General features: G+C 62.5%; 10 protein-coding genes and 2 tRNA genes. 6 read left to right on the top strand and 6 right to left on the bottom strand.

Features of this window, described 5'->3' with window-relative positions:
• The first annotated feature begins 2 nt into the window (after window positions 1-2).
• From mutS to N008_RS10415, 4 genes are all read left to right on the top strand, one after another.
• The gene (gene mutS, locus N008_RS10430) at window positions 3-2,720 is read left to right on the top strand and encodes a DNA mismatch repair protein MutS (protein WP_044018607.1); all 2,718 of its coding nucleotides are present in this window, start codon (window positions 3-5) and stop codon (window positions 2,718-2,720) included.
• Between the two features lie 276 nt (window positions 2,721-2,996).
• Window positions 2,997-3,069 (top strand) — tRNA-Gly (locus tag N008_RS10425).
• A gap of 106 nt (window positions 3,070-3,175) precedes the next feature.
• Window positions 3,176-3,649, top strand: a complete 474-nt coding sequence (locus N008_RS10420) for an HNH endonuclease signature motif containing protein (protein ID WP_044015806.1) — start codon at window positions 3,176-3,178, stop codon at window positions 3,647-3,649.
• Between the two features lie 7 nt (window positions 3,650-3,656).
• Window positions 3,657-3,740 (top strand) — tRNA-Leu (locus N008_RS10415).
• Window positions 3,741-3,790: 50 nt separating this feature from the next.
• Here the strand turns inward: N008_RS10415 and N008_RS10410 are convergent.
• Entirely contained in the window at window positions 3,791-4,327 is a 537-nt protein-coding gene (locus N008_RS10410; protein WP_044015804.1) for an XrtX-associated membrane protein, read from the bottom strand.
• 2 nt (window positions 4,328-4,329) lie between these two features.
• The gene (xrtX, locus tag N008_RS10405; RefSeq protein ID WP_071884519.1) at window positions 4,330-4,887 is read right to left on the bottom strand and encodes an exosortase X; all 558 of its coding nucleotides are present in this window, start codon (window positions 4,885-4,887) and stop codon (window positions 4,330-4,332) included.
• 254 nt (window positions 4,888-5,141) lie between these two features.
• Here xrtX and N008_RS10400 point away from each other — a divergent pair, with 254 nt between their 5' ends.
• Window positions 5,142-6,134, top strand: coding sequence for an AAA family ATPase (locus tag N008_RS10400; RefSeq protein WP_231569675.1), 993 nt, complete (start codon window positions 5,142-5,144; stop codon window positions 6,132-6,134).
• Between the two features lie 459 nt (window positions 6,135-6,593).
• Here the strand turns inward: N008_RS10400 and N008_RS10395 are convergent, their stop codons facing one another.
• Both N008_RS10395 and N008_RS10390 read right to left on the bottom strand, forming a co-directional pair.
• The gene (locus N008_RS10395) at window positions 6,594-7,340 is read right to left on the bottom strand and encodes a hypothetical protein (RefSeq protein ID WP_044015800.1); all 747 of its coding nucleotides are present in this window, start codon (window positions 7,338-7,340) and stop codon (window positions 6,594-6,596) included.
• On the bottom strand, window positions 7,337-7,891 hold the full coding sequence (locus tag N008_RS10390) for an RNA polymerase sigma factor (RefSeq protein WP_044015798.1): 555 nt from the start codon (window positions 7,889-7,891) through the stop codon (window positions 7,337-7,339). The genes N008_RS10395 and N008_RS10390 overlap by 4 nt, the downstream gene beginning before the upstream one ends.
• Window positions 7,892-8,168: 277 nt before the next feature.
• Between N008_RS10390 and N008_RS10385 the strand changes: the two genes are divergently transcribed.
• Entirely contained in the window at window positions 8,169-8,993 is an 825-nt protein-coding gene (locus N008_RS10385; protein ID WP_044015796.1) for a class I SAM-dependent methyltransferase, read from the top strand.
• On the opposite strand, the gene N008_RS10380 is transcribed toward N008_RS10385, so the two are convergent.
• Both N008_RS10380 and N008_RS10375 read right to left on the bottom strand, forming a co-directional pair.
• The gene (locus tag N008_RS10380) at window positions 8,990-10,249 is read right to left on the bottom strand and encodes a lipopolysaccharide biosynthesis protein (RefSeq protein ID WP_156109208.1); all 1,260 of its coding nucleotides are present in this window, start codon (window positions 10,247-10,249) and stop codon (window positions 8,990-8,992) included. The genes N008_RS10385 and N008_RS10380 overlap by 4 nt on opposite strands.
• A 273-nt stretch (window positions 10,250-10,522) precedes the next feature.
• Window positions 10,523-11,716: a glycosyltransferase gene (locus N008_RS10375; RefSeq protein ID WP_044015791.1), complete on the bottom strand. Its 1,194-nt coding sequence runs from the start codon at window positions 11,714-11,716 to the stop codon at window positions 10,523-10,525.
• Between the last annotated feature and the right edge of the window lie 122 nt (window positions 11,717-11,838).

The following is an 11,838-nucleotide window of genomic DNA, read 5'->3' as shown; positions in this document are numbered from 1 at the left end:
TGATGCGCCAGTACTATGAGCTCAAGCAGGCCCACCCCGGGGCCGTGCTCCTGTTCCGGGTGGGCGACTTCTACGAAACCTTCGGCGAGGATGCCGTCACGGCTTCGCGCATTCTCGATATCACGCTCACCAAGCGCGGGGCGGGTACGGCCTCCGAAACCCCACTGGCCGGCTTCCCCCACCATTCCCTCGATACTTACCTGCCCAAGCTGGTGCGCGCCGGTCAGCGCGTGGCCATCTGCGACCAGCTCGAAGACCCCAAGCTGGCTAAGGGCCTCGTCAAGCGCGGCATCACGGAGCTCGTCACGCCCGGCGTGAGCCTGCACGACAACGTGCTGGAGCGCCGCTCCAACAACTACCTCTGCGCCGTGCATTTCGGCAAGCACGAGGCCGGCGTGAGCTTCTTGGACATCAGCACCGGCGAGTTCCTGGTGGCCCAGGGCACCATCGATTACCTGGGCAAGCTGCTGCAGAATTTCCAGCCCGCCGAGGTGCTGTTCTGCAAGAAAAGCCGCCGCGAGTTCGAGGACCACTTCGGCCCCGACTACTGCCACTTCGCGCTGGAAGAATGGGTGTTCGGCCACGACTACGGCCACGACCTGCTCACCCGCCACTTCAACACCACCTCGCTCAAGGGCTTCGGTATTGACGGGCTGCGCGAGGGCATCACGGCGGCCGGCTGCATTCTGCACTACCTGGCCGAAACCAAGCACACCGATGTGGGCCACATTGGCAGCATCGGTCGCTTGGAGGAGGATAAATACGTGTGGCTCGACCGGTTTACGGTGCGCAACCTGGAGCTGGTGCAGGCCCAGCACCCAGGCGGCGTACCCCTCATCGACATCCTCGACCAGACCGTGACGCCTATGGGCGCGCGCCTGCTGCGCAAGTGGGTGGTGCTGCCCCTCAAGGAGCCCGCCCAGATTCAGCGCCGCCTCGATACGGTGGAGGCCCTGCTCCAGACGCCCGAGCTGCTGGAAAACCTGCTGCTGCACCTGCGCCAGATCAACGACCTGGAGCGGCTGATTTCCAAGGTGGCCGTGCGCCGCATCAACCCGCGTGAGCTGCTGCAGCTGGCCCGCGCCCTGGAAGCCATCAGCCCCATCCGGGAGCAGCTGGCCGCCTCCGGCATCCGGGCGTTGCAGAAGCTGGCCGACCAACTCAACCCCTGCACCGCCCTGCGCGAGGAAATCCGGGCCAAGATCAAGGAAGATGCGCCCATCCTCACCAACCAGGGCGGCGTGCTGAATGACAAGGTGGATGCCGAGCTGGACGAGCTGCGGGCCATGGCCTTCTCGGGTAAGGACTACCTGTTTCAACTGCAGCAGCGCGCTATCCAGGAAACCGGCATTTCGTCGCTGAAAGTGGCCTATAATAAGGTGTTCGGCTACTACCTCGAAGTCACGAACGCCCACAAAGACAAGGTGCCGACCACCTGGATTCGGAAGCAGACGCTGGTGAATGCCGAGCGCTACATCACGGAGGAGCTGAAAACCTACGAGGAGAAGATTCTGCACGCCGAGGAGCGGCTGTTCGTGATTGAGCAGCGCATCTACAACGAGCTGGTGCTCACGGCCGCCGAGTACGTGGCCCAGGTGCAGCAGAACGCCCGCGCCATTGGCGTGGCCGACTGCCTGGCCTCCTTCGCCGCCACCGCCCGCCAGCACCGCTACGTGAAACCGGTGGTGGACGACAGCACGTTGCTCGACATCAAAGCCGGCCGCCACCCCGTGATTGAGCGCCAGCTGCCGCCCGGCGAGCAGTACATCCCCAACGACATCTGCCTCAACCAGGACGACCAGCAGATTGTGGTGATTACGGGCCCCAACATGGCCGGTAAATCGGCCCTGCTGCGCCAGACGGCCCTGATTGTGCTGCTGGCCCAGATCGGTTCCTTCGTGCCCGCCGATGCGGCCCACGTCGGCGTCATCGACAAAATCTTCACCCGCGTGGGCGCTTCCGACAACCTGAGCAAGGGCGAAAGCACCTTCATGGTGGAGATGACCGAAACCGCCTCCATCCTCAACAACCTCTCCGACCGCAGCCTGGTGCTAATGGACGAAATCGGGCGCGGCACCAGCACCTACGACGGCATCAGCATTGCCTGGGCCATTGTGGAGCACCTGCACAACAACCCGCGCTTCACGGCCAAAACACTCTTCGCCACCCACTACCACGAGCTCAACCAGCTCGCCGACGACTGCCCGCGCGTGCGCAACTACAACGTGGCCGTGAAGGAAGCCGATGGCCGCATCCTGTTCCTGCGCAAGCTGCGCGAAGGCGGCTCCGAGCACAGCTTCGGCATCCACGTGGCCCGCATGGCCGGCATGCCCGCCTCGGTGGTGCTGCGCGCCAACGAAATCATGCACCACCTGGAGCAGGAGCGCACCTCCACCGGCGTAGATGCCGACACCGCCACAGAATTCGATGATGTATTGGCCGGCCTGGAAAGCGAGCCGGCCGGCGGTAAGGTGGTGCCCCTGAACGGCCGCCCCGCTGCCGCCGCGCCCGAACCGGCCCGCCGGGGCCCGAAAGCCCAGCCCGCCGCGGCCGTGCACAACGCCCCGCGGCCCAGCCTCCAGCTCAGCATGTTCGAGCCCGCCGACCCGGCCCTGGAGAAAGTGCGCGAACTGCTGGAGCGCCTCGACGTGAATACGCTCACCCCCATCGAGGCCCTGCTGAAGCTGAATGAGCTGAAGCTGGCCGCCGACGGGAAGTAAGTTTTGCGGCGGCTGGCTCGTTTTTTCGCCCCGCCCGCTCCGGTTTTTTTCTGTCTGCAGGGAAATACACCGGCATCGGGCGGGGCGAAATACGTCTGGCCGTGGAGGTGTCAGCAGAACGGGGGAATTTTTATTGAAATTTTTCTCCCTGAAAATCAGGTGACAAAGCCTTTTTCTGGCGTGAGTAGCCACTTTTTTTAGACTGTGCGCTTGACTTCAGGGATTCTTCTTCTACCTTTGTCACATCAAAACGCCACTACGGCGCCAAGATCAAAAGCGAGAGTAGCTCAGTTGGTAGAGCGCGACCTTGCCAAGGTCGAGGTCGCGAGTTCGAACCTCGTCTCCCGCTCAAAAAGGATGTTTCTTCGGAAGCATCCTTTTTTTGTTTTATGCCGGTGCAGTTGCCGCCCGGCAAACTCGGCTTTGTATCTTCAGCAGCCAACTGCTAACTGAATATGAAGCCCAGAGTCACAGACGAGGTATTTGCCGGAATTGTGGCCGAGTGCCTGTCGGTGGCGCAGGTACTGGGGCGGCTGGGACTGGTGCCGGCCGGCGGCAACTACAAAACCGTGCACGCCCGCATCCGGCGTCTGGGGCTGGCTACCGGGCATTTCACCGGGAAAGCCTGGAACCAGGGCGAGCGGTACCGGAATTTGCGGCCTACTGCTACCTTACAGGACTTGTTGGTCAGGGGCTCTATTTATCAATCTTTCAAGCTCAAAAACAGGTTGTTGGAGGCGGGAATACTGGACCGCAAATGCTCAGAGTGCCAGCTTACCGAATGGTGCCAGCAGCCGATTCCGCTGGAACTGGACCACATCAATGGGGTCAATAATGACAACAGAATCGAGAATTTACGCTTACTTTGCCCCAACTGTCACGCCTTGACTACCACCTACAGGGGAAAGAACAAGGCTTGTGGGCAGTGAGTCACTCGCCAGAGTGGTGAAATTGGTATACACGCGGCACTTAAACTGCCGTTTCCGCAAGGAAGTACGGGTTCAAGTCCCGTCTCTGGTACGAAACAACAATGGCCTTTCGGTTATCCCGAAAGGCCATTGTTGTTTTGGCTAACTGCTGTGACCGGTGCGTTGAAGTGAGGCAGGCCTAAACCACCGTAGCAGGCACACTAGGATGATGATGGGCAGCGGCGAAACGAGAAAATCGATGAGGCGGCGCCCGAGCTGATACACCCAGGGGACGTTGCCGGTGAGGCGGCCAACAAGAAGAAGGATGATGTAAGCCAAAATCACGAAGCCATACAGCTTCAGAACCAGCGGCATGCGGCGGGCGGGCAACAGCAAACGCAGCAGCAGCAACGACAGGCTCAGGTAAAGCAATGCGTAGGTAGCTACTACTGGCAGACTGCGCTTCACCACTTCGCCGCTTATCCCCTGCTGCAGGCGCGCCAACTGCTCGGAAAAGCCTAGAGTTGTAGCAACTTTTTGCCAAGCAGGACCCAGGATGGTGAACACGGTCTCATCATATATACCGCACAGAAAAAGCAGCATGATTAATACAGCCACTGCCGTTAGTCGCAGGAATCGGAGCCCTGTCCACTTAGAGTGGGTGGTTACCAAAGTAGAAGTACCAAATGTTTCGGCCATGCCTAGTACGTGGGGGAAGGAGCCTCCACAAGGGCCAAACGACGTGCCCACCACATCCAAAGCAGAAAAATGCAGCCGTACACGATGAAAGTGAACGTGTAGTGGTGGTTGAAATCAACGGACTTATGGGCGTACAGATGATTCAGCGCCAAAGCGGCTACCCGAAGCACATTTAGCAGATAAATCAGCAGCATGCCCGTTGGAATAAACCACAGCTTGCGCACTACCGGCCCCGGATACGCCAGCACAAACCCGGTAAACAGCGCATACAGAACCAGACCATTGCAGGGATTGCCCACAAACACGGCCGGCTTTTGCTCGATAAGCAGCAGTTGCGGGCTACTGGCGTTCAGGCTGGCCGGAAACCCCAGCGCTTGTAGCAACCAAGTAGAAGCCTGCGCGATGTTTCTGGATAAGGCCGGATCTAGCTGATTAGCGTCTCGGAGCCATTGTTCGTAGCCAAAAAACCAGACCAAGTACATGCCAACGGCCAGCAGCAAAAAGCGCCGTAGCGAGTGTACGGATACTGAGTTGGTGGAAGAGGTAGAAACGGTGTCCATGCAGTGAAAATAGCAGTTTATTCCTCAGCTGCCAGGGTAGGGTATAGTGGAGCAGTTCGGTAGCGGGCAGCAGCAGCGTTGCATACGGATACGTAGATGCAGGGGGCGCTGGCTTTAGGGCCGGCACCTTTACCCGAAGTTTTTTACACCTAGGGCCATTCAGTCCGGGAAGCAGGAAGCACGGCGGCATCCGGCTCGTATATACAGATGCTACCCACTTTCTTTACCTTTAACCTCACTCCTACCCTCTGCGTATGATGCCGTCCTCGCCCAACCTCAGCACTGCCCCGCCCGATTATCAGCAGAAAATAAAGCAGGTATTCGCGGAGATGGGCAAGGTAGTAGTGGGCCAGCAGTACATGATCGGGCGGCTGCTGATCGGGCTGTTCACCGGAGGGCACATCCTGCTGGAAGGCGTACCGGGCCTGGCCAAAACCCTCACCATCAGCACCCTGTCAAAGGTGCTGCACCTGCACTTCCAGCGCGTGCAGTTCACACCCGACCTGCTGCCCTCCGACCTAGTGGGCACCATGATTTACAACCAGAACCAGTCGGTGTTTGAGGTGAAGAAGGGGCCCATTTTCGCCAACCTGGTGCTGGCCGACGAGGTGAACCGCTCCCCGGCCAAGGTGCAGAGTGCCCTGCTGGAGGCCATGCAGGAGAAGCAGGTCACCATCGGCGAAACCACGTACCCGCTGGACCTGCCGTTTTTGGTGCTGGCCACTCAGAACCCAGTAGAGCAGGAAGGCACCTACCCGCTGCCCGAGGCGCAGGTAGACCGGTTTATGATGAAGGTGTTTGTGGACTACCTCAAGAAAACCGACGAGCTAGAGGTGATGCGCCGCATGGCTAACATGAGCTATGTGGGCGAGGTCAGCCCCATTCTGACCAAAGAAGACATCTTCGGCATCCGACAGCAGATCAACCAGGTGCAGATTTCCGAAACCCTGGAGAAGTACATCATCGAGTTGGTGTTTGCCACGCGCCGGCCGGCCGACTACGACCTGCCCGAGTTTCAGCAGTACGTGCAGTTTGGAGTGAGCCCGCGCGCCAGTATTGCGCTGCACCGCGCCGCCAAGGCCGTGGCCTACTTCGATGAGCGCGACTACGTGCTGCCCGAAGACATTAAGGATGTAGCCAGCGACGTGCTCAATCACCGTATCCTGCTCACGTATGAGGCCGAGGCCGACGGCATCCGGACGCAGGACCTGATTGAGGCCATTCTGCGCAAAGTACCCATCAGCTAAAGTCTAGGCGGGCCTTAGATGCGCGACACCACAGTGTGAGCTGCCACGGGAGCGGGCGGTGTAGTAGCTGGCACCGCCACGGCGGCTGGCGGTAGCGTTCCGGCCGCGCCGGGCCCCGGCAAGCCGCCAGCCAGGCGGGCAATCAGTAGCAGACAAAACAATGCTCCGCACATCACCCAGGTCCAATCGTCTGGTTGGGGAGCGGCAATGACAGGTAGTGCGCGGGCAGTGGATGGCTCGGAAACAGGGCGGACCAGCATATCCATAAATCCGGATGAGAGTGAAACAGCTGAAGAAGCTTCAGCTTTCGCGTAGCAAACAAGTGGCCGGCGCCCTCAATGGGCACCTCCAGTAGGTCGTACTCTGCCAGACAGTACTCCTCACTGAAAGGCTGCTGAGAGTCAGGCTTTTTTTCTTGTGGACACTTTTAGCTCCCAACTAAAGCACCGTTCGGGTAGCTCAGAAGTTGGGCTGGCCCGTGGTCCGGACACGGCGAGGACTGATTAAATGCCGCGCCCATTGCCCTACCGCCGCTAAGCGCCGCCGAATGCTACGGCCCTTTTCGGCCCGGCGGTGCGTAGGCTGGCGAAATTCAGCGTGAAACCCCTGCTGGCCTTCTGCTTTGGGCGCGGCACTGGTTGGTGCTGAATCTGCTGCTATAGGAGTGGCTGCTGCCATGCTGCTACGAGGCACTGTTGGCAGGTAGATGTTGCTGTCAACCTCGGATACAGGCAAGACAATACAGGTTGCTTCGGCGGCAATGGCCAGCGTGGCGGGCTGGGAGGTTAGCAGTTCTACGGGTGCCGCCCGGTCATTTAGGTTGCTTGGCTCAGCCCGGAGCTGCGGCTTGGGGCGGGCAGCCGCAGCCGGTACGGAACCGGTTGAGGCTGGCGCTGCTGGGGTCATCACCTCCGGCACAGGGGCTGGACGCTCGGCCTGCACTGGCGCCATTTGCACCATACCGGGCTTGAGAACCGACATTGTGGAAGTGGGCCGGGGCAGCAGCCATCCCACGGCCACGCCCGCCAGCGCAATGGCTGGCAGCAGCAGCTTCAGTGGCATCAACGACTTAGCAGTGCCGGGCAGACCTCCAATCCGGCCTTCGATACCTTGCCACACCCGGTTAGCAGGTGGCAGTTCGAACTCGTTGAATACTTCGCGCAGGTGCTGATCCAGCAGTTCTTCTTCGGGGTCGTCGTAGCTCATAGTCGCAGGAAGGTGGTCTGGTGCTGATAGAGGTGTTGTAGTTGTTTGCGGGCTTTACTGAGCTGAGCTTTGGATGTGCTTTCCTGAATGCCCAGCAGCTCGCTGATTTCACTATGCGAGTACCCATCCACGGCGTAGAGCAGCAGAACCAACCGGCAGCCGTCGGGCAGCTGCTCAACCAAGGCCAATACCTCGGCCACGTTCAGGCGGTCGGGGGCAGCGGGAGCTACGGCGGGCTCGGGCAGGTGCTCTGGCGCGGCTTGGTGGCGGCGGCGCAGCTTGCCGCTTTGCCAGTGGTTGATGGCCGTCGTGACGACGATGCGCCGGATCCAGCCTTCCAGCGAGCCTTCCGCCCGAAAGTCGCCCAAGTGCGCGAAGACCTTCACGAAGGCATCCTGCAGAATATCCTCGGCTTCGGCCAGGCAGGTAGCATACCGGCGCGCCACCCCCAGCATGCGCGCGGCGTAGCGAGCATAGAGGGCACGTTGCGCTGCCGGTTCGCGGCGTTGGCAACAAGCCAGCAGGGCGTCGAGGTCAGGAGAAGCCGGCATGCAGAACGGAAGGTGCCCGGGCGGTGGGGTCGCACAGCAGGGCAGACAGGAAAGACCAGTAAAAGGCTGCCGGCACAAACTAGGTTAGCGCACAGGCAGAACACCTGTCAATTTAACTATCTGTCTGTCAGTTTTATAAAATACACGATAACTACTATATTTTCTACGATATGCCCAGCCCAAGGCAGCGGCGCCACATAGCAACGAAGTGCTGTTGCGCCTCAGTAGACGGGTGCGAACAGACGTAGTAGCTTTGCAGCTCATTCATCCGTTGCCTGTGTCCCGTCTTACCAAAACCCTGCGCGGGCTGGCCAGCCTGGTGCGCAACCCCTGGCTGCTCAACCACGTGCTGGCCGCCGATACCGCCGGCTGGCAGCAGCGCGCCCGGGCCCACGGGCAGCGCGGCCTCACGGCCCAGGGGCTGCCAGCCGTGCCGCTCACGCACTTCCTCTCCCCCACCGCTACGCACACCGTGCGGCCGTTTGCGTTCCGCGAAGGCGGCTCCCTGCCTACCGACTTGCTGCTGCTGCGCGCCCTGGCCGGGCAGGTGCCGGGCTGCCGCTACTTCGAGATTGGGACGTGGCGCGGCGAAAGCGCCGCCAACGTGGCCGAGGTAGCGGCCTCGGTGCACACCCTGAATCTATCGGCGGCGGAGATGCGCGAGCTGGGGCTGAGTGAGCGGTACATCGACCTACACGGCTTCTTCTCGCGGCCGCTGCCCAACGTGCAGCACCTGCACGGTAACTCCGCCACCTTCGATCTGGCGGCGCTGGGACAGCAGTTTGATGTGGTGTTCATCGACGGCGACCACCGCTACGAGGCCGTGCGCACCGACACACGCCGCGTATTTGAGCACCTGGTGGGGCCGGAAACCGTGGTGGTGTGGCACGATGCCAGCCGCCAGCCGGGAGAGCCGCGCTGGGAAGTGCTGGCCGGCATCCTCGACGGCCTGCCCGCCTCCGCCGCCAGCCAGCTGGTGCAGGTGGAAAACACGCTCTGCGCGCTGTACTCGCCGCGCCCGCTGCCCACCCACACCCCCGAACCGCTACGCGACCCGGAACAATGGTTTGAGGTAACGCTGCAGCCCGTAGCGGGCCGCTAGCGCGTACGCAGCAGCCCGCGCAGGTAGGCCACATCAGCACGGCCGGGCAGCCACTCCGCCCAGCCAGTGCCGGTAGCCTGACGGAATTGCACTAACAGGTAGGCCGTGGAAGCCATGTACGACAAAGACGTGGCCATGGCGGCACCCGCAATGCCCAGCCGCGGAATCAGCAGCCAGCAGGCTGGCACCGTCACGGCCAGCCCCACCACGGTAGCCCAGTTGTTGACACGGTATCGGCCCAGGCCGGCGAAGTAGCTGCTGCAGGCCACGTTCAGGGCCACGGCCACCACGCCCGGCACCAGCCACCCGATAACCGGCCGCGCCGCCCCAAACTCCGGCCCGAATACGCCCGCCAGCAGCGCCGACGGCAGCAGCGCCAGCACCACCACGGCGGCGGCCGTGGCCAGCACCGCCAGCCGCGCCACCCGCAGAGCTGGGGCCAGCTGGGCCTGCTTGTCGTCGGCGTGCACCAGGTCGACGTACTGGATGAGGGCGGCGCTGCGCGGAATCAGCCAGATGGCCTCGGCCAGGGCTACGCCCACGCTCAGCACGCCCACGGCCCGGGCATCAGCAAAGTGCGCCACGAAATAGTAGCTGAGGCGGTAGTTGGCGAAAGCCAGGATGTTGGACAAGTGCGCCCCACGGCTGTGGTGGCTGAGTTCTTGGGTGGTTTCGCGCAGGCTCCGGCCTCCCTCCCACCGGTCGGGCAGGCGGCGCAGCAGCCCGAAGCTGGCCAGCAGCGGCAGCGCGTAGGCGGCGTACGCGGCATAGTAGTAAGCCGGCACCGCACGCCAGCCCAGGCCGGCAAACGCCAGCAGCAACAGCCCCGCCAGCAGCAGCACCTGCGCTATGTTGAGGGCGTTGTAGGCGGCTTCCTGCTTGCGCCCTAGCAGCAGCGAGATATTAATGGACAGAAACGCCTGCAGCAGCGCCAGCCCCCACAGGTGCCCCAGGTAGCTCAGCGGCCCCGGCCGCAACACGCCAGCCAGCACCGTGCCCGCCGTGCACACCACCACCGCCCAACCATAAGCTGGCACCAGCAGATGCCACACGTTGCGGCGCGGCGCCAGAAATATCAGCGACGACCCGCCCAGCAGCCCAATGAACAGCAGCAGCGCCGCGCAGTCCGTCACGAACAAGCTCACGCTGCCCCGCCCGGCCGCGCCCAGGTAGCGCGCCGTCAGCCACACCACCGCAAAGCTCAGCAGCGCCGACGACAACCGGGTAGCAAACGTGTGGAAGATGCGGCGGATCAAGTTGTGGTGATGAGGTGATGAGGTGATGAGGTGATGAGGTGATGAGGTGATGAGGTGATGAGGTGACAGGTGACAGGTGACAGGTGACAGGTGACAAAGGTAGCTGACCCCAGTTGTGGAGAAGGCTCCGGTCCGGCGGCTATTTCAGCCGTCGGGCCGGTCGTCGTAAGCGCATAAGGCCCGGCTTGCCAACTGCGGCCACCCGACTCGGTGCAGACATCAGCACGCGAGATGCTTCGCTGCGCTCTGCATGACGTCCTCATCATCCCCTCATCACTCCATCCCCTCATCACCCAAAACCACATCGTACCAACTTGCAAACTGCTGGCCGACGGCTTGCTGGCTGAAGTGCTGCTCGGCATGGCGGTGCAGGGCGGCGGCGTCGAACTGCTGGGGGTGGTCGAGGATGCTGGTGAGGGCTTGGGTGAGGGCGTCTTCGTCGGTGGGGGCTACCAGGAAGCCGCGGGTGCCGTCGGGGGGCAGCAGCTCGGGCACGCCGCCGACTTGGGTGGCCACGGCCGGCAGCCCGCTGGCCTGGGCCTCGATGAGCACGCAGGGCAGGTTTTCGTAGTTGCTGAACAGCACGAAGCAGGCGGCGCGGCGCATTTCTTCGGCCACGGCTTGGGTAGGGAGCTTGCCCAGAAACGTCACCGTGTTATCCTGCAGCAAGCACAGGTCGGCGGCCAGCTGACGGAGCTGGGTTTCGGCGGGGCCGTAGCCGGCAATGCGCAGCGTGATGCCGGGGCGGGCAGGCCGCAGGCGGGCCACCACGCGCAGCAGGCCGCTCAGGTTTTTGGCCTGCTCGTTGAAGGCGGCCACGTGCAGCAGCCCCTGCCGCGCCACGGGCGGCTCGGCTGGCCGGAACAGCGCCGTATCCACCACATTGGGAATCACGACCGTGCGGGCATTACGGATGCCCAGCTGACCCAGCGCCCCGCGCAGGTTCTTCGACACGGTGTTCAGCCCCGCCGCCGCCCGCACCACCCGCTGCGTCAGGTGCCGCCGCAGCGCCCCGATACGGTGCGCGTTCTGGGGCAGATAAAGCGTCCAGTGCTCGGTAATGACGTACGGAATGCGGCGCGTCAGCTGCAGCCACCACGCAAACAGGCCGGTGCGCAGCAGCACGTGCACGTGCACCAGCTGCGGCGGCGCGCCCCAATGCCGCACCAGTTGCCGGTAGCCGCGCCCCAAGCACCAGAAGTACAAACCCAGCTTCAGCACCTTATCCAGCGCAGCCAGGCCGGTGGGGCGGGCGCGGTAGTAGTAGCGCAGCGTGGGCACGGGGCCGGTCAGGTCGGCGTCGCACTCGGTGAGGGAGCCAAGCGGGCCGCGGGCTACGGCGGCAAACAGCACGGCCACCTGGGCGTGGGGCGCAATGGCCGCCACGTGCCGGCCCACGAAGTCGCCATCCTGGTCGTCGTAGCGGTTAGGGTACCACTTGGGCAGCATCAGTACGCGAAGCTTCATCGGGGCGCAAGCTACAGGTTTCGGTCAGGATTCCGGCGGCGGCTTTGCGGACTCGGCCCAGGCCGTAAACGCCAAAAAAGCCTGCTCCACATTGGAGCAGGCTTTTTTGCGAGTAGTTAAGT

Origin of the sequence: Hymenobacter sp. APR13, from assembly GCF_000737515.1 — a bacterium.
Lineage (GTDB): Bacteria > Bacteroidota > Bacteroidia > Cytophagales > Hymenobacteraceae > Hymenobacter.
Note: the sequence above shows the minus strand (reverse complement) of the source record. Positions and strands in the feature narration are given on the sequence as shown.